The sequence below is a fragment of the Bradyrhizobium sp. USDA 336 genome, from assembly GCF_044908355.1.
Classification (GTDB): Bacteria; Pseudomonadota; Alphaproteobacteria; order Rhizobiales; family Xanthobacteraceae; genus Bradyrhizobium; species Bradyrhizobium yuanmingense.
Map to the genome: position 1 here is coordinate 3,168,176 of NZ_JBIYDC010000002.1, position 20,850 is coordinate 3,189,025.

Consider the following 20,850-nt stretch of genomic DNA (forward strand, 5'->3'; position numbering starts at 1 on the left):
GGCGCTCGTGTCCGTCCCTTGGCGAAAGCGGCTCCATTTGAGCCTATCATTCCGCCCGGCGCAAGAGCGGTGGTTCGGGGATTGTCACCCCTGCCCTTCTGCGATTTAGTTCGAGCCTCGACCTCCTGCCGGAGAAATCCAGATGACCGCTCCCGTCTCAAAGCCCGACGATCCCGCCCTGCTGCGGATCGACGGCCCGATCGCGACCATCACGCTGAACCGCCCTGCCGCGTTCAACGCAATCGACCTTGCGATTGCGCAGAAGCTCGAGCAGCTCGCGGCCTATCTCGAAGGCGCCGACGACATCCGCGTCGTCGTGCTCGAGGGTGAAGGCCGCGCGTTCTGCGCCGGCGGTGATCTGCAGACGATCGGGGCCGCCGCCGAAGCTGCCACAGTGACGCCCGTCGTCGGCGAGCTATTGAAGCACTATCACGCCTTCATCGAGATCATCAGGCGCATGCCGAAGATCTCGCTGTCGAGCGTGCACGGCTCGGCCGCCGGCGCCGGCATGGGCCTCGCCTTCGTCACCGACCTCTGCATCGCCGCTGACGACGCCAAGTTCACGCCGGCCTATGCCAAGATCGGGGTGTCGCCGGACGGTGGCTCGACGGTTGGCATCGTCGGCACGGTCGGCTCGCGCCGGGCGCTGCAGATCTTTCTGTCCGAGGACAATTTTACCGCGCAGCAGGCCTATGAATGGGGCCTGGTCGCGAAGGTCGCTCCTGCCGCCGAGCTGAAGACCGCGACGCGAAAACTTGCCGAGCGTCTCGCGCAGAACCCGCCGGCTTCGATCGCCGGCACCAAGCAGCTGGTCTATCAGGCGGCGACCACGCCGGTGAAGCAGCAGCTCGATGCCGAGGAGCACAAGATCATCATGGCGATGAACACGGAAGCGTTCCGCACCGCCGTGAAGAAGTTCACGAGCAAGAGCAAGTAGCGGCCCCACGATCAGTGGCAGGGCGGCGCCGGTGCGCACGCCTCGTCCTTCGAGACGGCGCTGACGCGCCTCCTCAGGATGAGGCTCATCAGCGTCAGTGCCCGTTGAAACTGTAGCCGCGCGCTCCGTCCTCATCCTGAGGTGCCCGCCTAAAGCGGGCGTCTCGAAGGATGGCCGCAGGGAAAGCTCTCAAATGCGATACCCCTGCGGTCGGCGGCTCAGCCCTTCGCCGGGCCCGTCCTCTGCATGAAGTCAAAATCGCAGCCCTCGTCGGCCTGCAGGATCGTCTCGTTGAACAGCCAGGCGTAGCCCCGCCGTGCCTCCTCCGGCGCGGCCACCGGCTTCAACGCAGCGCGGCGCCGCTCCAGCTCGGCGGCGTCAACCAAGAGCTCGATGCTGCGCTTGGCCACGTCGAGGCGGATCATGTCGCCATTCTCAACCAGCGCCAGCGGCCCGCCGACGGCGGATTCCGGGGTGATGTGCAGCACGATGGTGCCGAACGCGGTGCCGCTCATGCGCGCATCCGAGATACGCACCATGTCCTTGATGCCACCGCGCGCGAGCTTCTTCGGGATCGGCAGATAACCCGCTTCCGGCATGCCCGGCGCGCCTTTCGGGCCGGCATTGCGCAGCACCAGCACGTCGTCGGCGTTGACGTCGAGATCGGGATCGTCGACCCGCAAGGTCATGTCCTCGACGGATTCGAACACGACGGCGCGCCCGGTGTGCTGCAGCAGCTTCGGGCTCGCGGCCGATTGCTTGATGACCGCGCCGCGCGGGGCGAGATTGCCGTGCAGGATGGCGAGGCCGCCCTCCTTCTTGATCGGATTGTCGCGCGGGCGGATGGCATCCTGGCCGGGCACGTCCTCCGCATTCGCCGCGATCTCACGCAGCGTCTGGCCGCTGATGGTCCTGGCATCGAGATCGACGAGATCGCCGAGCTGCGCCAGCAATTTCGGCACCCCGCCGGCGTGGTGGAAGTGCTCCATATAGTGCTCGCCGGACGGCTTGAGATCGACCAGCACCGGCACCTCGCGGCCGATCTGGTCGAACGCTGCGAGGTCGAGCCGGTGCGGCGAGCGATGCGCCATCGCGGTCAGATGGATCAAGCCGTTGGTCGAACCGCCGATCGCCTGCAGCACGACTTGCGCGTTCCTAAACGAGGCCGGCGTCAACACGTCGCTCGGCTTCGGGCCCTTGGCCTTGGCCATCTCCGCGGCAACCTTGCCGCTGGCCTCGGCGAGACGGAAGCGCTCGGCATGAGGCGCCGGAATCGTCGCGCTCATCGGGAGCGACAGGCCCATCGCCTCGATCATGCAGGCCATGGTCGAGGCCGTGCCCATCACCATGCAGGTGCCGACCGATGGCGCGAGGCGGCCATTCACCGCTTCGATCTCGGCATCATCCATGTCGCCGGCGCGATATTTCGCCCAGAGACGGCGGCAATCGGTGCAGGCCCCCAGCACCTCGCCCTTGTGATGACCGACCACCATCGGCCCGACGGGGATGACCACAGTCGGCAGGTCGGCGCTGATCGCGGCCATCACCTGCGCCGGCAGCGTCTTGTCGCAGCCGCCGATCACGATCACCGCATCCATCGGCTGGGCGCGGATCATCTCCTCGGTGTCCATCGCCATCAGATTGCGCAGGTACATCGAGGTCGGATGCGCAAAGCTCTCGGCGATCGAGATGGTCGGGAACACGAACGGCATCGCGCCCGACAGCATCACACCGCGCTTGGCGGCTTCGATGATCTGCGGGACGTTGCCGTGGCAGGGATTGTAATCGCTATAGGTGTTGGTGATGCCGACGATCGGGCGCTCCAGCGCGTCGTCGGAATAGCCCATGGCCTTGATGAACGCCTTGCGCAGGAACAGCGAGAAGCCGGCATCGCCATAGCTCGTCAGACCCTTGCGCAAGCCACTCGTCATCAGGGCGCTCCCTTCAGCTTTTGTCGTGGTGGTAAGGCCAGCCCCCTGATTGTCAATAACTCGACTTGCAGGCCTGACGCTTGGTTTTCGGGGCGGTCCCGAGAATCGCACGGCCTTGCCGCACGCGACGGCGCCCGACGCGCACGGAATCTCCCGCTTCCAGCTCTGCGGCGCGGACGTCTCCGGCCCGCCAGCCCGCCGTAGCTCCATTGAACGCAACTAAGAATGATTAGCAAGTAGTTGCACGCCCGGCCATTCTGTGGAATTGTTCTTGCGAATGACTTGCAATCGCAGGGGCTGCGCGTGAACCAAGCTCCTTGCGTCGATCAGTATCTCCCTGGTTCGCGCGGGTTGGTGGGATGTCGTGCTGAGAAAGTCGAGCTTCCGGGGCGCAATAGCGGCCGCAATTGTCGTCGCCGGTCATCTGGCGAGTTGCGTCTCCGCCTCTGCCGACGACGGTCCACGCGGCCTCGCCTATGCCTGGGCTGGCTCCGCACCGGCCCCCGGCGTCAGCAAGCTGACGGGAGGTTTGCCGTCGGCTCATTCGGAGATCGACACCGAGCACATCTTCGGTTTCAGCATGGGCTCCGACATCGGCAAGCCCGGCGAAATGGAGATCGAGTTCGAGAATGTCGGCGCGTTCGGCAAGCGCTCCGGCACTTACGCAGCCTGGGCCAATCTCAATCAGGTCAAATACACGGTCTCGGACAACTTCCGGATAGCACCCGGATTTGCACTGACCGGACAGCACATCAGTGGCGTTCCGGGTCTTGCCGATCATCGCGACGTCGCTTTCGGCGGTGTCGCGCTCGAACTGCGCTACAAGCTGGTCGATCGTGCCGTCGCGCCCTTCGGGTTGACACTCCATGCCCAGCCCGGCTGGAGCCGGATCGACGACGCCAGCGGCATGCATATCGCGCAATATGGCGCAGAGTTTGCCGCGCTGTTCGACAGCGAGCTCGTCAAGGACAGGCTGTTCGCCGCCTTCAACGTCTGGTACGGGACCGGCGGAACCCGCGAGATCTCGACCAATCTTTGGCGACACGATTCCGAGATGCAGCTACAGGCCGCGATCTCGTACGCAGTGCAGCCCGACCTCGTGTTTGGCCTCGGCGTACGCTACGCGCGGGCCTATGACGGCGGCGGCCTCGACCGCTTTTTGGGAGACGCAGTCTTTGCTGGCCCAACCTTCTCCTACAACATCTCGAAGGAGGTCGGCATCTCCGGCACCTGGCAGATGCAGGTTGCCGGCCAGGCGATCGGCGACGTTCGCAGCCTCAACCTCGATCAGTTCGAGCGGCACCAGGCGCTGTTGCGGCTCAACCTGCATTTCTGATGTGCGCGCCCGCAGCTACGCCCGCGGCCTCCGCGGCGCAACGTTTCCGGGACTGTCGGCCAAGCGCGCCCTCAGGCGCGGCCCTGCGAAGTCGAGAAACGCGCGCAGCTTCGCCGGCATGAAGCGGTTGGGCGAGTAGACGAAGCTGACCGGCTGCGGCGGCGGTTGAAAGTCCTGCAGGAGCGCAACGAGCTCTCCAGACCTCAGCGCATCCGACGCCAGATAGGAGAACACGACGGTGATCCCGATGCCTGCGCGCGCGGCATCGATGGCCGATTCCAGATTGCTCGCAATGAAGCGCGACCGAACCGGCACTGCATACTCGGTCTGCCCTCGTTTGAATCTCCACGTGCCCGGCGATTGAAGCGGAGGATAGCTGATGCAGTCGTGGGCGGAGACATCATCGGGAGCCTTCGGCGTTCCCCGCAGCTTCAGATAGGACGGGCTGGCGCAGGCGACGCGGTGAATTTCCCCCACGCGCACGGCGATCAGGCCGCTGTCGGCGAGATCGCCGACACGAAGCGCGACGTCAATGTTCTCGTCCAGAAGGTTGAGCGTCCGGTCCTGCAAGATGAGCTGAACATCCACTTCCGGAAATGCCGCAAGGAACTCGGCAAGGATCGGCTGCAAGCATAGCCGACCGAGCGCGACCAGCGTCGTGATGCTGAGATCGCCACGCGGCGTGGTGTATTCGCCGGAGGCAACGCGCTCGGCTTCGGTGAGATCGGCGAGAATTCGCTTGGCCGCGGCGATGTAAGAGCGACCGGCGTCCGTTGGGACGAGCGCGCGGCTCGAGCGATGAAACAGCTTGGTCTGGAGGTGCTCCTCGAGCTCCGAAACCTTCCGGCTCACCGTTGCCAACGGCATTTTCTGACGGCGCGCGGCAGCAGACAGGCTGCCCGCCTCCGCCACCGCCAAGACCACCGACATGCTTTCGAGACGATCCATGGGACACTTCCATATTCTGGAAGGAAAGATCCCGATTTTGCCAGATACCCACCATTTCCGGAAGTGCCTATTCCTCTCCGCACCCAAACCGAAGGAGAGACGAAAATGACCCAGACCAGAAAAGGCACTGCCCTCATCACCGGAGCTTCGACCGGAATCGGCGCGATCTACGCCGATCGCCTGGCGAAGCGCGGCCACGACCTCATCCTCGTTGCGCGCAACAGGCAGCGGCTCGCATCGCTCGCGCGCAGGCTCGGCAACGAAACTGGCCGCAAGGTGGAAACGGTGGAAGCCGATCTCACATCCCCTGCCGACCTCCGCCGCGTCGAGCAACTCATCAGAACCAACGGCGACATTTCGGTGCTGGTCAACAACGCCGGCGTCGGCGCCTCGGCCCCGCTGATCGATTCCGACATCGACAAGATGGAGGACATGATCCGTCTCAACGTCGGTGCACTGACGCGCCTGACTTACGCAGCGGTGCCCGGATTCATCGCCCGCGGCCACGGCACGATCATCAACATCGCTTCCATCGTCGCGATCGCGCCGGAGCTGCTCAACGGCGTCTACGGCGGCTCGAAAGCTTTCGTGCTCGCATTCACCCAGTCACTCGTTCACGAGCTCGCCGGGAAGGGCATCCGCATTCAGGCCGTGCTGCCGGGCGCCACTGCGACGGAGTTTTGGGACATCGCGGGCACGCCGGTTCACCAGCTGCCGGCAGAGATCGTCATGTCGGCCGACGACCTGGTCGACGCCGCCCTCGCCGGTCTCGACCTCGGCGAAGTCGTGACGATCCCGGCGCTGGCCGACAAGTCGGAGTGGGATCGCCACGAGAGCGCGCGGCTTGCCATGACGAACAAGCTCTCGAGCACCATTCCCGCCCCTCGCTACAACCTGCACACGCACGTGAGTGCGTGAGCGAACGACCGGCATCAAACGGAGATCACCATGTCACGCATCATCAGCCATGCGTCCACTTCAACCATCGCCCTGCGCCGCACGATCAGTTGGCGCGAACAGTCTGAACGCCTGCTCGCTTACGCCGAACCGATCAGCCGAATCGGTCTCTACGCGTCGCTCGCAATCATCTACGCCTGGTTCGGCGGCATGAAATTCACCGATTACGAAGCACAGGGGCTGGTGCCCCTGGTCGAGAACAGCCCGCTGCTGCGATGGTTCTACACGCTGTTCTCGGTCCGCGGCTTCTCGACCTTTCTCGGTTTCGTCGAACTCAGCATCGGGGTTCTGATCGCGCTCCGCCTGTCCAGCCCGATCTACTCCGCGGCCGGCGGCCTGTTGTCGGCCGGGCTGTTCGTCACCACGCTGAGCTTCATGATCTCGACGCCCGGCGTCGTCGTGCCGGAGCTCGGGGCCCCCGCGATCACGGTCGCTCCGGGACAGTTCCTGCTGAAGGACGTCGGCCTGCTCGCCGCTTCCTTCTGGGTGTTCACGGACTCGCTGAAGGCCGCCATCCGCAGGTGAACAAAGGCACCACAGCACAACAGACACGAACTCTAGACAGGAGACCCTCCATGAAAGTGCCATCCATTCTCGCTGCGGCTTGCGTTGCCATTTCCATTGCGAGTGCGGCGCCCAGCGCCGCCCACGGCATCGGCGAAACGGTCACGCCCCATTTCGAGCAATCGATCCCCAACATCCCGGGCAAGTCACTTGTGGCCCTGGTTGTGAACTATGAACCCGGCGGAAGATCGCCTTCGCACATCCACGCAAAGTCGGCCTTCATCTTTGGTTACGTGCTGTCAGGCGCAATCGAGTCACAGGTGAACGATGGACCTAGGCGGGTCTATCGCGCCGGCGAGAGCTTTTACGAGCCGCCGGGCTCCAAGCATCCTGTCAGCCGCAATGCGAGCCGGTCCGAGCCCGCAAGCCTGCTCGCAGTATTCGTCGTCGACAGCGGCGAGAAGGAACTGACCACTGCCGTCCAGCAGAAACACCATCAAGGAGAGAAACATGAGTAAGCGTCTCGACTACAACCAGATCGCGCCGGCCGGCATCAAGGCGCTCGGCGGCGTCTACGGCTACGTCCTGCAAAGCCGGCTTTCTGCCACGCTGATCGAGCTGGTCTATCTGCGGATCTCCCAGATCAACAATTGCGCCTACTGCCTGGACATGCACACCCGCGACCTGCTCAAGAAGGGAGAGAAGGTCGAGAAGATCGCGCTGCTGCAGGCATGGCGCGAGGCCGGCAATCTCTTCGACGAACGCGAACGGGCTGCGCTGGCCTGGGCAGAGACGGTGACGCGGGTTGCCGAGACGGGCGTGCCGGACGAGGCATACCAGGCCGCAAGGGTCGTGTTCGAGGAGCGCGAGCTCGTCGACCTCACGATCGCGATCAGCCTGATGAACGCCTACAACCGCATGGCCATCAGCTTTCGCGCAACCCCGGCGGCTGCCGCCGGCTGATGCTCCCCCACAACATCCTGCATAACTCGAAAGGACATTCACATGACTAAACGTTGGATCGTGGTTGCGGCGGCGCTGATCGTCGCAACCAGCCTAGCTTCGCTCTCGGCACGATCCGAAGAGCCACGACTGGGAGACATCAAGCGCACACATCTCATGAAGGAAGCACTGAGCGCGCCCGGGCGCGAGGTCGTCCAGGTTCGCGTCGACTTTCCTCCGGGCGTCGTTGCCGCCAGGCACAGTCACCCGGGCGAAGAGCTCGTCTATCTGATCGAAGGCGAGCTGGAATATCGGCTCGACGGCAGGCCGCCGCTGATCCTGAAGGCCGGCGACGTGCTGCTCATTCCTCACGGAGTGCATCATGCAGTGAAGAATGTCGGCAGCGGCAACGCCGCGGAGCTTGCGACCTACATCGTCGAGACGGGCAAGCCGCTGTTGACGCTCGGCCGGTGAACGATCACTACCGCTTATTCCAGTCGATGATCCGGCTCGGATCAGCATCGAACTCCATGCTGCAGAACGTGCCGCCCTGGAAATAATCGCCAACCGGATCCGGCTTCAGCTTGGCCTGCTCGGCCATGGCGTGCTCGCGGAAATCTTCGGCGCGGCCCGTCGGGCGATAGCCGAATTCGTAGGCGCGGTGGTTGTCCCACCAGGCGCGCTCGTTGAAGGAGGCGCCGTAGAAGATCTCGAAATGGATGTCGGGATGCTCGAGCCCGATGCGGCAGAGCTGCACGAGGTCATCGGGCTTGAGCCAGATCGAGAGCCGGCGCTTGTCGAGCGGCATGTCGCCGAAATTGCCGATGCGCAGGCACGTCACCTTCATCCCATGCTTGTCGGCGTAGAGCGCGCCGACGGCCTCGCCGAACACCTTGCTGACGCCATAGCGGCCGTCGGGGCGCGGGGTGACGTCGGTGCCGATCTTGTGATGGCGCGGATAGAAGCCGACGGCGTGGTTCGACGAGGCGAACACCACGCGCTTGACGCCCTTGCGGTAGGCCGCCTCGAACAGATTGTAACCGCCGATGATGTTGGCCTGGAGGATCTGATCCCAGGTGCCTTCGACCGAATAGCCGCCGAAATGCAGGATGCCGTCGACGCCCTCGCAGATCGCCTCGCATTGCGCGAGATCGGCGAGGTCTGCGGCCTTGAATTTTTCATCGGAGCCGAGATCAGCCGGCGGCTTGATATCGGACAGTAGGAGATCCGAGTAGATCGGCGGCAACAGCTTCCGCAGGCTGGTGCCGATCCCGCCCGAAGCTCCCGTCATCAGAATACGCGGCATGTCGTCCCTCGCCGTTGGTGACCGAATTTGCGATCACGTGTCTCTAATGATAGCAGGATTGTCCAGAGGGAACGAAACGAGAGAACCGGCATGAATGAGGCATCGTCCCACACGGAGGAACGGCCAGGCTGGCAGCCGGCGACCTATTACCCCGATCCCGCGATTAGGGCACTCGATCCTCGCTTCGAAAAATACTGGCTGAAGCTTTCGGCGGTGGAGCGGCTGGCGACCGGCCTGCGCTGGGCCGAGGGGCCGGTGTGGTTCGGCGATGGGCGTTATCTCCTGTGCAGCGACATCCCGAACCAGCGCATCCTCAAATGGGAGGAAGAGACCGGTGCGGTCAGCGTGTTCCGCAAGCCCTCAAATTTCGCCAACGGCAACACGCGTGACCGGCAGGGCCGGCTGATCACCTGCGAGCACGGCGGCCGGCGCGTGGTGCGCACCGAGTATGACGGCAGCATCACCGTGCTGATGGATCAATTCAACGGCAAGCGGTTGAACTCGCCGAACGATGTCGTTGTTAAATCGGACGGCTCGATCTGGTTCACCGATCCGACCTTCGGCCTGCTCGGCAATTACGAGGGCTACAAGGCCGAGCCCGAGATCGAGCCCAACGTCTATCGACTCGATCCCGAGACCGGCAAGGCGACCATCGTCGCCGAAGGCGTGCTCGGACCGAACGGGTTGTGCTTCTCGCCGGACGAGAAAATTCTGTATGTCGTGGAATCGCGGGGCGTGCCGAACCGAAAAATCCTCGCCTATGACGTTTCGCCCGAGGGCACCACGATCTCGAACAAGCGCGTCCATATCGATGCCGGCCCGGGCACGCCCGACGGCATGCGCTGCGACATCGACGGCAATCTCTGGTGCGGCTGGGGCATGGGCGATCCCGAGCTCGACGGCGTGGTGGTGTTCGCACCCGACGGCGTCATGATCGGCCGCATCGCCCTGCCCGAGCGCTGCGCCAATGTCTGCTTCGGCGGCGTCAAGCGCAACCGCCTGTTCATGGCCGCGAGCCAGTCGATCTACGCGCTGTATGTGAACACGCAGGGTGCGGTAGGGGGATAGGCTCCACAGCGCGCCCAACCACCGACCGTCTCTACCCCTTCTTCTCCTGTGCCGCCGCGGTCTGCTTGACGAGCGCCTCTTCGAACGCCTTTTCCAGCGATGCCGCATAGACCTTGAACTCGCCCGGGTCGACAAACGGACTGGGCCCGCCGCCGGCGAGCTTGGCGCGCTTCTCGGCCATCTTGTACATCTCGGGATGGGGAGCCAGCAGGATGTCGACCTTCATGTCCTTGGCACGCGCAAAGGTCTTGCGATAGTCGTCGACGATGCCGGCATAGGTCGGGCTGCCGACAAGCCGGTTCAGCGCGACGGTGCCGCTGCAGAAGATCAACACCGAGCGTGTTGCATCGCCATCCTTCACCGAGAAGGCCCAGCTGGTGCAGCCCGGCGAATGGCCGGGCGTCTCGCGCGCCGTTAGCGTGACGCTGCCGACCGCGACGGTGTCGCCCTCACGCACCGTGCGGTCGACTTTCACCGGCGGAAAGTCGAGCGCCTTCTCCTCCTGCGCACCCGGATAATAGCCGCCTTCGAGCAACGGCTTGTCGGCCTCGCCCGCGACCATCTGCGCGCCGCTCGCCTGCTTCAACTCGGCGAAGCCGCCGGTGTGGTCGATATGGGCGTGGGTGTTGAGGAGATATTTGATGTCGCTGATCTTGAAGCCGAGCTTCTCGATGCTCGTCCTGATCTGCGACGTCGATTCCGGCATCACGGTATCGACCAGAATATGCCCCTGTGGCGACGTGATCAGGTAGGACGCGAGGCCGTTAGTGCCGACATAGTAGACGTTGTCGACGATCTTGAACGGCTCGGTCGGTTCGTTCCATTTCGCCCTGAGCGTGTTGAGCAGATCCTTCACCGTCTGGGCCTGCGCAGCGCCTGACAGCGTCAGCAGCGCAACGAATGCGATGATCAGTTTTCTCACGTTCCGTCCCTTTGCTTTTATTGATTTGACGGGCTGTTGTCGCCGTGAAGCGGCTGGTCTCACAGCAAAGATGCCGGCTTCCCTGGAAGCCGGCATCCCCTCGCGGCGCAAGCGCCGTATGAACTACGCCGCGTTGAAGCCGGCGACCGCCTTCACTTCGAGGAAGTCCTCGAGGCCGAACTTGCCCCACTCGCGGCCGTTACCGGACTGCTTGTAGCCGCCGAACGGCGCGGTGCGGTCGTTGGGTACGCCCTGCAGGTTGACATTGCCGGCGCGGATCTGGCGGCCGACGCGCTTGGCGTCCTCGACCGTCGGGCCGGTGACGTAACCGGCGAGGCCATACGGCGTATCGTTGGCGATCTTGACCGCGTCGGCTTCGTCCTTGGCGCCGATGATGGTCAGCACCGGCCCGAAGATCTCCTCGCGCGCGATCGTCATGTCAGGGGTGACGTCGGCGAAGATGGTCGGGCGGACATAGAAGCCCTTGTTGACGCCTTCGGGCAGGCCCGGGCCGCCGGCGACGAGCGTTGCGCCCTCGTCGATGCCCTTCTTGATCAGCCCCTGGATCTTGTCCCACTGACCGCGATTGACCACCGGGCCGATGGTGGTGCCTTCGGCGCGGGGATCACCGGCCTTGGTCTTGTCGGCGACGGCCTTCGCGATCGCGGCGACTTCCTTCATCTTCGACAGCGGCACGATCATGCGCGAGGGCGCGTTGCAGGACTGACCGGAATTGTTGAACATGTGCATCACGCCGCCGGTCACCGCCTTCGTGAGGTCGGCGCCTTCGAGGATGACGTTCGGCGACTTGCCGCCAAGCTCCTGGCTGACGCGCTTGACGGTCGGCGCTGCGCGCTTCGCAACGTCGATGCCGGCGCGGGTCGAGCCGGTGAATGAGATCATGTCGATGTCGGGGTGCTCGCTCATGGCGGCGCCGACCTCGGGGCCGAGGCCGTTGACGAGGTTGAACACGCCCTTGGGCACGCCAGCTTCATGCAGGATCTCCGCGAAGATCAGCGCAGAGGTCGGCGTGAACTCGCTGGGCTTCAGGATCATGGTGCAGCCGGCGGCGAGCGCGGGCGCGACCTTGCAGGCGATCTGGTTCAGCGGCCAGTTCCAGGGCGTGATCATGCCGACCACGCCGATCGGCTCGCGCAGCACCATGGCGGTGCCGACCGGCTCCTCGAAATGGTAGTTCTTGAGCACGTCGAGCGTGGTCATGAGATGGCCGAGGCCGGCGCCGGCCTGCAGCTTCTCCGCCATCGGCAGCGGCGCGCCCATCTCGTCGGAGACGGCGGCGCCGATCTCCTTGAGGCGGCCCTTGTAGATCTCGATGATCTTGCCGAGCAGCGCGACGCGCTCCTCGCGGCTGGTCTGGGAGAAGGTCTCGAAAGCGCGCTTGGCGGCGGCGACCGCCTTGTCGACATCGGCCTTGGAGCCGAGCGCAACCTCGTACATCGCCTCTTCCGTCGCCGGATTGATCACGGCGGTGGACTTCTTGACGGCGGGATCGACCCAGGCGCCGTCGATGTAGAATTGCATGCGATTGACCATCGTTAACCTCTTCTTGGGGGCTTGGAGGGGGCGTTTCGGCAGGCATCCTTGCACGAAAGCGCCGGCAATTGAACCCGCCATATGCGGGGCCAGCGTTGCGGCGGACGGAGGTTATATGAGCCGGTGGCGGGAACGTGGCAAGGCACTCTCAGCCGTCATTCCGGGGCGCGCGGAGCGCGAGCCCGGAATCCATACTCCCGATCGTGGTTATGGATTCCGGGCTCGACGCTGCGCGTCGCCCCGGAATGACGAGGGAGTTACCTCCACTACACCGCCATCTTCCGGTGCAGCACCGGCGCGCCGGTGGTGAGGCTTTCGGCCGCATCGATGATCGCGTTCGCATCGATGCCGTAGTGCCGATAAAGGTCCGCGATGCTGCCGGTCTGGCCGAACTGCTCGACGCCGAGCGCCTCGGCACGGTGGCCGCGGACGCTGCCGAGCCAACCGAGCGCAGACGGATGGCCGTCGATCACGGTCACGATGCCGCAGTCGCGCGGCAGCGGCGCCAGGAGCTTTTCGATGTGGCTGAGATGCTGCACGCCGCGGCGGTCGCGCCGCAATTTCCGCGCGGCGGTCCACCCCGCATGGAGACGATCGGCCGAGGTGATCGCGAGCAGCCCGACGTCGCGGCGGCTCTCGCCGATGAAGCCGGTCGCCTCGATCGCCTCAGGCGCGACCGCGCCGGTATAGGCGATCACGACCTCGGCATTCGGCCCCGGCTTGCGCAGCCAATAGGCGCCGTCGGTGATGCCCTGTCGCAGCTCCGGTGTCATGATCCGCTGCGCCTGCTCGATTGAGCGCGTCGAGAGCCGCAAATAGACCGAGCCGCCCTCGCCTGGATCGCGCTGCATGTGCTCGAAGCCGAAAGCCATGATCACGGCGAGCTCGTCGACGAAGGCCGGCTCGAACGAGGCGAGGCCGTCTTGCGCCATGCCGATCAAGGGCGTTGCGATCGACTGATGCGCGCCGCCTTCGGGCGCGAGCGTGATACCCGACGGCGTCGCCGCCACCATGAAGCGGGCGTCCTGGTAGCAGGCGTAGTTCAGCGCATCGAGGCCGCGCTCGATGAAGGGATCGTAGAGCGTGCCGACCGGCAAGAGCCGCTCGCCGTTGATCTGGTGCGACAGGCCGAGCGCCGAGAGCATGATGAACAGGTTCATCTCGGCGATGCCGAGCTCCAGATGCTGGCCCTTTGGCGAAGCGTCCCAATTGTAGGTCGAAGGAATTTTCTCGCTGCGGAATAAGTCCGCCTTCTCGGCCCGCGCGAACAGGCCGCGGCGATTGACCCAGGGGCCGAGATTGGTGGAGACGGTGACGTCCGGCGAGGTCGTGACGATGCGCCTGGCGAGCTCGCTGTCGCTGCGCGCGATCTCGTTCAGCACGAGGCCAAAGCCCTGCTGGGTCGACATCTGCGGCGACGGCTTGAACGCGAGCTGCTGCGGCACCTCGATGACGGGCGCCGTGAGCCGGCGACCATCCTGATTGAACGGCACCCGCGCGAGGAAGGCCTCGAGCTCGGCTGCATCCTGCGGCAGACCTTCGAACTTGTCCCATTCTTGGCCGGGCCGGATGTTCTGGCTCTCGCGATACTTCTCCATCTGCGCAACAGTCATCAGACCGGCGTGGTTGTCCTTGTGGCCCTGGAACGGCAGGCCGACGCCCTTGATGGTGTAGGCGATGAAGCAGACCGGGCGGTCGTGATCGATCGCGTCGAACGCCTCCAGCATGCTCGCCATGTCGTGGCCGCCGAGATTCGACATCAGCGCCAAGAGCTCCTCGTCGCTGCGCTTGTCGATCAGTCTTGTGATCGGGCCCTGGTCGCCGATCTCATCATGGAGGTGCTTGCGGAAGGCTGCGCCGCCCTGGAAGCACAGCGCCGCATAGAGCGCGTTCGGGCAATTGTCGATCCAGCGCTTCAGCGCCTCGCCGCCGGGCTCGGCGAAGGCCTCGCGCATCAGTCGGCCGTATTTCACGATGACGACGTCCCAGCCGAAATTGCGGAACATGGTCTCGAACTTTTCCCAGAGACCTTCGCGCACGACGGCATCGAGCGACTGCCTGTTGTAGTCGACCACCCACCAGGTGTTGCGCAGGCCGTGCTTCCAGCCCTCCGCGAGCGCTTCGAAGATGTTGCCTTCGTCCATCTCGGCATCGCCGACGAGGGCGATCATCCGCCCCTCGCGGCGGTCCTTCATCCAGCCGTGCGCCTTGACGTAGTCCTGCACCAGCGAGGAGAACAGCGTCTGCGCGACGCCGAGGCCGACCGAGCCGGTGGAGAAATCGACGTCATCGACGTCCTTGGTGCGCGAGGGATAGGACTGTGCGCCCTTGAAGCCGCGAAAATTCTCCAGCTTCTCGCGGCTCTGCCGGCCGAACAGATACTGGATGGCGTGGAACACCGGGCTCGCATGCGGCTTCACCGCGACGCGGTCCTCAGGGCGCAGCACGTGGAAGTACAGCGCCGACATGATGGTGGCGAGCGAGGCGGACGAGGCCTGGTGGCCGCCGACCTTGAGGCCATCCGCATTGGAGCGGATGTGGTTGGCGTGGTGGATGGTCCAGGACGACAGCCACAGCGCCTTGCGGCTGAGGGCGGTCAGGATGTCGAGACGGGCGGGGTCAACGGGCATGGCGATGCTCCGGAAAATATGCACCGATCATACGCCTGCGCGCGGCATCAAACTTCTCAATTTTTCGCGCCATACCCGCCGATATTGGGATACTTTACCAACGTAGCGGATAGATTGCAGGTTTCATCCCAATGCCCGAGCTCGATGCCATCGACCGCAAGATCCTCAGCCACCTTCAGAACGACAGCCGCCTAACCATGCAGGAGCTCGCCGACAAGGTCGGGCTCTCGGTCTCGCCCTGCCATCGGCGCGTCAAGCTCCTGGAGGAGCGCGGCGTCATCTCGCGCTATGTCGCGACCGTCGACCAGAAGGCGCTGGGACTGCACGTCAGCGTCTTCATTTCGATCAAGCTGGCACGGCAGAAGGAGGAGGATCTCAACCGCTTCGCCCGCGCCATCTCGAAATGGGACGAGGTGCTGGAGTGCTATCTGATGACCGGCAACCGCGACTATCTCTTGCGTGTCGTCGCCGCCGACCTCGCCTCCTACGAGACGTTCCTCAAGACCAAGCTGACCCGCCTCGACGGCATTGCCTCAATCGAGTCCAGCTTTGCGCTGAGCCAGGTAAAATATTCGATCGCGCTGCCGGTGTGACCTGGCTCAGGGGGATTGGCGGGTTGTCACATTGGGCGCAACAAAGCCCGCCGATGGTCGTTGGTAACTGGCATCCTAGCGGAGAGAAGGACCCATGACCGCAGCCGATCGCAAATCCGAGATCTCCAAGCGCGCGCGCATCATCCAGGAAATGGCCGATGATCTCGACGAGGAACTTGAGATGGAGCTGGATGATGCCCGTCTCGACGAGCTCCTCGACGAGACCCGGAACCCTGAAACCGACGGTCGATCGCAGGCTCTATTTCCGGGAACTGCTTCGCCTCCAGGGCGAGTTGATCAAGCTCCAGGACTGGGTGCAGAGCGAGAGGAAGAAGGTCGTGGTGCTGTTCGAGGGCCGCGACGCCGCCGGCAAGGGCGGCGTGATCAAGCGCATCACGCAACGGCTCAATCCGCGTATCTGCCGCGTCGCGGCGCTCCCCGCGCCGAACGAGCGCGAGCGCACGCAATGGTATTTCCAGCGCTACGTCGCGCACCTGCCGGCCGGCGGCGAGATCGTGCTGTTCGACCGCAGCTGGTACAACCGCGCCGGCGTCGAGCGCGTCATGGGCTTCTGCTCGGAGAACGAATATCAGGAGTTCTTCAAGACCGTGCCGGAGTTCGAGCGCATGCTGATCCGCTCCGGCATCATCCTGGTCAAATACTGGTTCTCGATCACCGACGACGAGCAGCAGTTCCGCTTCACCATGCGGATCAAGGATCCGCTCAAGCAGTGGAAGCTGAGCCCGATGGACGTCGAGTCCCGCAGTCGCTGGGAGGCGTACACCAAGGCCAAGGAGACGATGCTGGAGCACACGCATCTGCCGGATAGCCCGTGGTGGATCGTCGATGCCGTGGACAAGAAGCGCGCCCGGCTCAACTGCATCGCACATCTATTGACTCAGATACCGTACCAGGAGGTCGTGCGGGCTCCGGTGACGCTGCCGCCGCGCGTGCGACATCCCGACTATCAGCGAGGCCCGGTCCCGCCGGAGATGTACGTGCCGGCGAAATATTGACACTCCTACCGCCACGGCTGCACGATGATCTTGGTGTGGGCTTCGGGGTTGGCGAGATCGGCGAAGGCCTTGGCGACGCCGTCGAGGCCGACTTCGGCGGTGACCATCGCGGCCGCGTCCACCTGCCCTTCGGCGATCAGGCGCAGCGACGCAGCAAACTCCTCCGGGGTGTAGCCGAGCACGTATTGGACGTTGAGCTCCTTCATGATGCCGAGCATGGGCTCGCTTCTGTCGCTCTCCATGCAGACGCCGACCACGACGATACGCGCATCGCGCGGGGCACCCTCGAATACCTGCTGCAACAGGCCGGGCACGCCGACGCACTCGAAGATGATGGCGGGCTTCAGCGCGGGCAGCATGGCCTGGAACGGCGGCCGCGCCGCCTTCTCGGCCTCCGACATCTGCGCGTGCTCGGCCCAAGTCGCGTAAGGCTGCGACTCTCGGGGATCGACGACGATGTCGGCACCGAGTTTTGCGGCGAGCGCACGCCGCGCCGGCGAATAGTCGGCCGCGACGATCGGATGCAGCCGTTTGAGCTTCAGCGCGGCGATCACCGCAAGTCCGACCGGGCCGCAGCCGATCACGAGCGGCACCTCGCCGCCACGGATATTGGCTTTGGCGACGGCATGAACGCCGACGGCGAGCGGCTCGGTCAGCGCGGCATGCTCCGGCGCGAGGCCGTTGGGTACTTCGAGCAGCAGCGCTTCGCTCAGCAGCATCGCCTCGGCATAGCCGCCGATATTATCGTTGGAATAGCCGATCCCTTCGATGCCCTGCGGCGTCACCAGCGCTGGGAGCGAGCAGACCTGGGTTCCCGGCTTCAGCTTGCGCGATGTGCCGGGGCCGTAGTCGACGATCTCACAGCAGAATTCGTGGCCGAACACGACGTCGCGGCTGAGGTCCATCGGCTTGCGCCCGGTCTTCCGCGCCATCTCCACCATGCGATGGGCGTGCTGGCGCGCGTGCAGATCGGAGCCGCAGATGCCGCAGGCGAGCGTCTTGACCAGAACCTGACCTGGGCCCGGCGTCGGTTCGGCCATCCGGCCTACGACAATTTCACCGTTCCTGAAAATCGCGGCGCGCATCCGGCTCCTCCCTGATCGTTGGAGCCGTTGATAGCACGACGCGAAAGCTGCGAACTTGCGTCAGGCGTTCGGCGAACGCTCTTCCAGCACCAGCAGCTGAGCGCGGCGGACGCGCTCGCGATGGGCGATGTAGAGACCGCTGGCGACGATGAAGGCTGCACCGACGACGGTCCAGATGCTCGGGATCTCGCCGAAGATGAAGAAGCCGAGAATGCTGACCCACAACAATTGGGAGTAGGAGAACGGCGCCAGCACCGAGGCATCGCCGTAGCGATAGGCGAGCACGACGATCCACTGGCCCGCGGTCGAAGCGACGCCGATGAAGATGCCGAGCGCGATTGCGGTCCAGGACGGCGTCACCCAGACAAACGGCACGATCGCGGTGAGGATGACAAGGCCGGTGAGCGAGGAATAGGCCATGGTGGTGACGACGGCTTCGCGTCCGCTCATCATGCGCGTCAGGATCAGCGTGCCGGCCCAGCACGCCGCCGAGACCAACGGAAAGAAGGCGGCGGGGTGAAACGCACTGGTGCCCGGGCGCAGGATGATCAGCACGCCGATGAGGCCGAGCGCGGTGGCGAGCCAGCGGCGCATGCCGACCTTCTCGCCGAGGAACACGATCGAGAGCGCCGTGACGAATAGCGGCGCGACGAAACCGGTGGCGGACGCTTCCGCGATCGGCAGGAAGCCGAGGCCCGTGATGAAGAACAGCGAGGAGCCGAGCAGGGCCGCCCCGCGCATCACGTGCAGGCCGGGACGCTTGGTCCGCATCGCATAGAACGGCGAGGCGGGCAGCATCACGGGCGTGAACAGCAGCGTGAAGGTGAGGAAGCGGATCCAGGTGATCTCGATCGAGGGCAGGCTGGTCGATAGATATTTCGCGGTGACGTCGGAGCAGCCGAGAAACACCGTCGAGAGCAGGATCAGCGCGATGCCCTTGAAGGGATGATCGACGCGCGCAGGCGCGCGGCGAGCCTGCTGCTTCTTCTCCGGCACAGGCATGGGTATACTGTCGAGCCTTGCGGCTACGGCGGGCGGCGGTGTCACGGCTGGAACCCGGGCAAAATGCGAATCGAGAACAGCCGTAAAAAACGACAAATGCTCCGCGTTCACAACTTCCGAAAACAGGATGCCGATATGCGCGAGCCGCCGCGCGCGTCAATGCTCCGTTAATCTTGCCCGTTGTGCACTACAGCATGGGCAGTCCGAGCGGCTTCGGCCCGCGCGGAAACACCGCATCGAGCGCGGCAACCTCGTCTTTCGTCAGCACGATATCGCCTGCCGCCGCATTCTCGCCGGCATGTTCCGCAGACGAGGCCTTCGGAATCGCGAACACCGTAGTCGCACGGGTGAGGAAGCTCAGCGCGACCTGACGCGGCGTCGCACGATGCGCTTCCGCGATGCGCGCCAGCACGGCACCGCCCTTGCTGCTGCTTGCGGGGAAATCGTCGTGGCCGAACGGCGAGTAGGCGACGACGGCAACATTGTGCCGTTCGCACCACGGGACCACCGCATGCTCGATCGCGCGCTCCTTCAGATGATAGAGCACCTGATTGCAGGCGATCCGGCCCTCGCCGGAGACTTCGAGAATCTCGTCGAGATCGTCGGCATCGAAATTGGAGACGCCCCAGGATTTGATCTTGCCTGATTGCACCAGCTCCTCGAACGCAGCAACGGTGTCCTCCAGCGGATAGGAGCCGCGCCAGTGCAACAGATAACAGTCGAGCCGGTCGGTCTTCAGTCGCTTCAGCGAGCGCTCGCAGGCGGTGATGGTGCCGCGGCGCGAGGCGTTGCTGGGCAGCACTTTCGAAACGAGGAACACCTCGTCGCGCCGGCCTGCGATCGCATCCGCAATGACGAGCTCGGCATCGCCGTACATCTCGGCGGTGTCGATGTGGGTCATGCCGAGATCGAGTCCGCGCTGCAGCGCCGCAATCGCGCGCTTGCGGTCGCCGTGGTCGAGATACCAGGTGCCCTGCCCGATGACAGAGACGTTTGCGCCGGTCTTACCGAAGGGTTTTGTGTTCATGGTCGCTCCGATCTCCGCTGTTATTTCTCCCTCTCCCCGTTCTTACGGGGAGAGGGTCGGGGTGAGGGGCTGCTTCCGCAGATTCGCTGACAGTTGGACTCGCGGAGGCCCCCCTCACCCGCCGCGCTTTGCGCGTCGGCCTCTCCCCGCAAGCGGGGAGAGGCGAAGAGTCAGCGCTACAATCCCCCGATATCCGCCACCAGCACGCTGCCGGTCGCGGACTCCGTGATATAGAGCCGATCCTTGTTCTCGCCACCGATCGCGACATTGGTGCAGTTCGGCCCCGCGCACGATTTGATGCGCGCGATCAGTTCCCCGTTCGGCGCGAACACGAAGACGTGGCCGAGCGAGGGGTGGCCGACGAACAGGCGGCCCTTGGCATCCATGGTCAAGCCGTCAGGGCCGCTGGTGCCGAACAGCGAGCAGAAGCGGCCGACCTTGGACACGCTGCCGTCCTTCATGAACGGCAGCCGCCACACCGCGTTGTCGCGCGTCATCGCGACGAACAGCACGGTTTCGGCTGGGTCGAGCACCAGGCCGTTCGGACTGATGCCGGTGTCGAGCAGGCAATCGAGCCGGCCGTTCGAACCCAGCCGATAGACCCGGCCACTTGGATCGTGCAGGCCGGTCTGGCCCTGATCGGTGAAATAGATATCGCCGTTGGAGGCAAGATGCAGATCGTTGCAGCCGCGGAACGATTCCGAATTGCGCCCGGTCACGACCGGCTTGACGCGGCCGGCTTCGGCATCGAGCTCCATGATGCCATGCCTGTAGTCGGCGACCAGGATGCGTCCGTCGGATGCGATCTTCAGCCCGTTCGGCCAGCCCTCATATTCGACCACGAGCGACCATTCGCCGTCGGGCGCAATCCGGAAGATGCGGCCGAACGGAATGTCGACGATGTAGAGATTGCCGTCCTTGTCGAATGACGGCCCCTCGATGAAGCTCTCGGTTGGCATGTTCGGCCGGTTGGCATCGGCCCAATCGGTTCGCACGCCCTTGCGGCGAAACTTGTCGGGCATGGCGGTGAACAGCCTGGTCTCGATCAGGCGCGGCGGCGTTTCCAGGTACATCATGGTTGTTGTGGATGTT

19 protein-coding genes and 1 pseudogene are annotated in these 20,850 nt (G+C 64.4%); 10 read left to right on the forward strand and 10 right to left on the reverse strand.

Annotated features, from left to right (window positions below; genetic code table 11):
- Positions 1–142 precede the first annotated feature (142 nt).
- Positions 143–937 carry an enoyl-CoA hydratase/isomerase family protein gene (locus ABIA45_RS15710; RefSeq protein ID WP_404652715.1) on the forward strand — a complete coding sequence of 265 codons (795 nt, stop codon included), beginning with the start codon at positions 143–145 and terminating at the stop codon, positions 935–937.
- A gap of 218 nt (positions 938–1,155) precedes the next feature.
- Here the strand turns inward: ABIA45_RS15710 and ABIA45_RS15715 are convergent, their stop codons facing one another.
- Entirely contained in the window at positions 1,156–2,868 is a 1,713-nt protein-coding gene (locus tag ABIA45_RS15715; protein ID WP_404652716.1) for an IlvD/Edd family dehydratase, read from the reverse strand.
- Between the two features lie 364 nt (positions 2,869–3,232).
- Here ABIA45_RS15715 and ABIA45_RS15720 point away from each other — a divergent pair, with 364 nt between their 5' ends.
- The gene (locus ABIA45_RS15720) at positions 3,233–4,204 is read left to right on the forward strand and encodes a hypothetical protein (protein WP_404652717.1); all 972 of its coding nucleotides are present in this window, start codon (positions 3,233–3,235) and stop codon (positions 4,202–4,204) included.
- 15 nt (positions 4,205–4,219) lie between these two features.
- Here ABIA45_RS15720 and ABIA45_RS15725 read toward each other — a convergent pair whose 3' ends face one another.
- Positions 4,220–5,152 carry a LysR family transcriptional regulator gene (locus tag ABIA45_RS15725; RefSeq protein WP_036004631.1) on the reverse strand — a complete coding sequence of 311 codons (933 nt, stop codon included), beginning with the start codon at positions 5,150–5,152 and terminating at the stop codon, positions 4,220–4,222.
- A 105-nt stretch (positions 5,153–5,257) separates the two neighbouring features.
- Between ABIA45_RS15725 and ABIA45_RS15730 the strand changes: the two genes are divergently transcribed.
- From ABIA45_RS15730 to ABIA45_RS15750, 5 genes are read left to right on the forward strand one after another with little or no spacing between them, the layout of a single operon-like run.
- The gene (locus ABIA45_RS15730) at positions 5,258–6,070 is read left to right on the forward strand and encodes an SDR family oxidoreductase (protein ID WP_275496679.1); all 813 of its coding nucleotides are present in this window, start codon (positions 5,258–5,260) and stop codon (positions 6,068–6,070) included.
- A gap of 30 nt (positions 6,071–6,100) precedes the next feature.
- A complete protein-coding gene (locus ABIA45_RS15735) occupies positions 6,101–6,634 on the forward strand; it encodes a YkgB family protein (RefSeq protein WP_404652720.1) in 534 nt (177 codons plus the stop codon).
- Positions 6,635–6,684: 50 nt separating this feature from the next.
- Positions 6,685–7,131 (forward strand): cupin domain-containing protein, encoded by a 447-nt coding sequence (locus tag ABIA45_RS15740; protein ID WP_271545432.1) that lies wholly within the window; start codon positions 6,685–6,687, stop codon positions 7,129–7,131.
- Positions 7,124–7,576: a carboxymuconolactone decarboxylase family protein gene (locus ABIA45_RS15745; protein ID WP_157281058.1), complete on the forward strand. Its 453-nt coding sequence runs from the start codon at positions 7,124–7,126 to the stop codon at positions 7,574–7,576. The genes ABIA45_RS15740 and ABIA45_RS15745 overlap by 8 nt, the downstream gene beginning before the upstream one ends.
- Positions 7,577–7,618: 42 nt before the next feature.
- Positions 7,619–8,029, forward strand: coding sequence for a cupin domain-containing protein (locus ABIA45_RS15750; protein ID WP_404652722.1), 411 nt, complete (start codon positions 7,619–7,621; stop codon positions 8,027–8,029).
- Positions 8,030–8,036: 7 nt separating this feature from the next.
- On the opposite strand, the gene ABIA45_RS15755 is transcribed toward ABIA45_RS15750, so the two are convergent.
- Positions 8,037–8,861, reverse strand: a complete 825-nt coding sequence (locus tag ABIA45_RS15755) for an NAD(P)-dependent oxidoreductase (RefSeq protein ID WP_271545436.1) — start codon at positions 8,859–8,861, stop codon at positions 8,037–8,039.
- Positions 8,862–8,951: 90 nt separating this feature from the next.
- Between ABIA45_RS15755 and ABIA45_RS15760 the strand changes: the two genes are divergently transcribed.
- Positions 8,952–9,929 carry an SMP-30/gluconolactonase/LRE family protein gene (locus ABIA45_RS15760; protein ID WP_404542686.1) on the forward strand — a complete coding sequence of 326 codons (978 nt, stop codon included), beginning with the start codon at positions 8,952–8,954 and terminating at the stop codon, positions 9,927–9,929.
- A 31-nt stretch (positions 9,930–9,960) separates the two neighbouring features.
- On the opposite strand, the gene bla is transcribed toward ABIA45_RS15760, so the two are convergent.
- The 3 genes from bla to ABIA45_RS15775 all read right to left on the reverse strand — a co-directional run bounded on the left by bla (position 9,961) and on the right by ABIA45_RS15775 (position 15,035).
- Positions 9,961–10,851, reverse strand: coding sequence for a subclass B3 metallo-beta-lactamase (gene bla / locus ABIA45_RS15765; RefSeq protein ID WP_338122555.1), 891 nt, complete (start codon positions 10,849–10,851; stop codon positions 9,961–9,963).
- Positions 10,852–10,974: 123 nt separating this feature from the next.
- The gene (locus tag ABIA45_RS15770; RefSeq protein ID WP_157281048.1) at positions 10,975–12,405 is read right to left on the reverse strand and encodes an aldehyde dehydrogenase family protein; all 1,431 of its coding nucleotides are present in this window, start codon (positions 12,403–12,405) and stop codon (positions 10,975–10,977) included.
- 266 nt (positions 12,406–12,671) lie between these two features.
- Positions 12,672–15,035, reverse strand: a complete 2,364-nt coding sequence (locus ABIA45_RS15775; RefSeq protein WP_404652725.1) for a transketolase — start codon at positions 15,033–15,035, stop codon at positions 12,672–12,674.
- Between the two features lie 131 nt (positions 15,036–15,166).
- On the opposite strand from ABIA45_RS15775, the gene ABIA45_RS15780 reads away from it, so the two are divergent.
- The gene (locus tag ABIA45_RS15780) at positions 15,167–15,628 is read left to right on the forward strand and encodes an Lrp/AsnC family transcriptional regulator (RefSeq protein ID WP_027571162.1); all 462 of its coding nucleotides are present in this window, start codon (positions 15,167–15,169) and stop codon (positions 15,626–15,628) included.
- A gap of 94 nt (positions 15,629–15,722) precedes the next feature.
- Positions 15,723–16,644: pseudogene (gene ppk2, locus ABIA45_RS15785) on the forward strand (polyphosphate kinase 2).
- Between the two features lie 5 nt (positions 16,645–16,649).
- On the opposite strand, the gene ABIA45_RS15790 reads toward ppk2, so the two are convergent.
- The 4 genes from ABIA45_RS15790 to ABIA45_RS15805 all read right to left on the reverse strand — a co-directional run bounded on the left by ABIA45_RS15790 (position 16,650) and on the right by ABIA45_RS15805 (position 20,831).
- Positions 16,650–17,729 carry a zinc-binding dehydrogenase gene (locus tag ABIA45_RS15790; protein ID WP_271545450.1) on the reverse strand — a complete coding sequence of 360 codons (1,080 nt, stop codon included), beginning with the start codon at positions 17,727–17,729 and terminating at the stop codon, positions 16,650–16,652.
- Between the two features lie 60 nt (positions 17,730–17,789).
- On the reverse strand, positions 17,790–18,731 hold the full coding sequence (locus ABIA45_RS15795; protein WP_157281040.1) for a DMT family transporter: 942 nt from the start codon (positions 18,729–18,731) through the stop codon (positions 17,790–17,792).
- Positions 18,732–18,918: 187 nt separating this feature from the next.
- The gene (locus tag ABIA45_RS15800) at positions 18,919–19,758 is read right to left on the reverse strand and encodes an aldo/keto reductase (RefSeq protein WP_404652727.1); all 840 of its coding nucleotides are present in this window, start codon (positions 19,756–19,758) and stop codon (positions 18,919–18,921) included.
- 176 nt (positions 19,759–19,934) lie between these two features.
- Positions 19,935–20,831, reverse strand: a complete 897-nt coding sequence (locus tag ABIA45_RS15805; protein ID WP_404655683.1) for an SMP-30/gluconolactonase/LRE family protein — start codon at positions 20,829–20,831, stop codon at positions 19,935–19,937.
- Positions 20,832–20,850 lie beyond the last annotated feature (19 nt).

Excerpts from the sequence above, each read along its gene's own strand:
- ABIA45_RS15710 (WP_404652715.1), top strand. The coding sequence starts at position 143 with ATGACCGCTCCCGTCTCAAAGCCCGACGATCCCGCCCTGCTGCGGATC.
- ABIA45_RS15715 (WP_404652716.1), bottom strand. The coding sequence starts at position 2,868 with ATGACGAGTGGCTTGCGCAAGGGTCTGACGAGCTATGGCGATGCCGGC.
- ABIA45_RS15725 (WP_036004631.1), bottom strand. The coding sequence starts at position 5,152 with ATGGATCGTCTCGAAAGCATGTCGGTGGTCTTGGCGGTGGCGGAGGCG.
- ABIA45_RS15730 (WP_275496679.1), top strand. The coding sequence starts at position 5,258 with ATGACCCAGACCAGAAAAGGCACTGCCCTCATCACCGGAGCTTCGACC.
- ABIA45_RS15735 (WP_404652720.1), top strand. The coding sequence starts at position 6,101 with ATGTCACGCATCATCAGCCATGCGTCCACTTCAACCATCGCCCTGCGC.
- ABIA45_RS15740 (WP_271545432.1), top strand. The coding sequence starts at position 6,685 with ATGAAAGTGCCATCCATTCTCGCTGCGGCTTGCGTTGCCATTTCCATT.
- ABIA45_RS15745 (WP_157281058.1), top strand. The coding sequence starts at position 7,124 with ATGAGTAAGCGTCTCGACTACAACCAGATCGCGCCGGCCGGCATCAAG.
- ABIA45_RS15750 (WP_404652722.1), top strand. The coding sequence starts at position 7,619 with ATGACTAAACGTTGGATCGTGGTTGCGGCGGCGCTGATCGTCGCAACC.
- ABIA45_RS15755 (WP_271545436.1), bottom strand. The coding sequence starts at position 8,861 with ATGCCGCGTATTCTGATGACGGGAGCTTCGGGCGGGATCGGCACCAGC.
- ABIA45_RS15760 (WP_404542686.1), top strand. The coding sequence starts at position 8,952 with ATGAATGAGGCATCGTCCCACACGGAGGAACGGCCAGGCTGGCAGCCG.
- ABIA45_RS15770 (WP_157281048.1), bottom strand. The coding sequence starts at position 12,405 with ATGGTCAATCGCATGCAATTCTACATCGACGGCGCCTGGGTCGATCCC.
- ABIA45_RS15775 (WP_404652725.1), bottom strand. The coding sequence starts at position 15,035 with ATGCCCGTTGACCCCGCCCGTCTCGACATCCTGACCGCCCTCAGCCGC.
- ABIA45_RS15780 (WP_027571162.1), top strand. The coding sequence starts at position 15,167 with ATGCCCGAGCTCGATGCCATCGACCGCAAGATCCTCAGCCACCTTCAG.
- ABIA45_RS15790 (WP_271545450.1), bottom strand. The coding sequence starts at position 17,729 with ATGCGCGCCGCGATTTTCAGGAACGGTGAAATTGTCGTAGGCCGGATG.
- ABIA45_RS15795 (WP_157281040.1), bottom strand. The coding sequence starts at position 18,731 with ATGCCTGTGCCGGAGAAGAAGCAGCAGGCTCGCCGCGCGCCTGCGCGC.
- ABIA45_RS15800 (WP_404652727.1), bottom strand. The coding sequence starts at position 19,758 with ATGAACACAAAACCCTTCGGTAAGACCGGCGCAAACGTCTCTGTCATC.
- ABIA45_RS15805 (WP_404655683.1), bottom strand. The coding sequence starts at position 20,831 with ATGTACCTGGAAACGCCGCCGCGCCTGATCGAGACCAGGCTGTTCACC.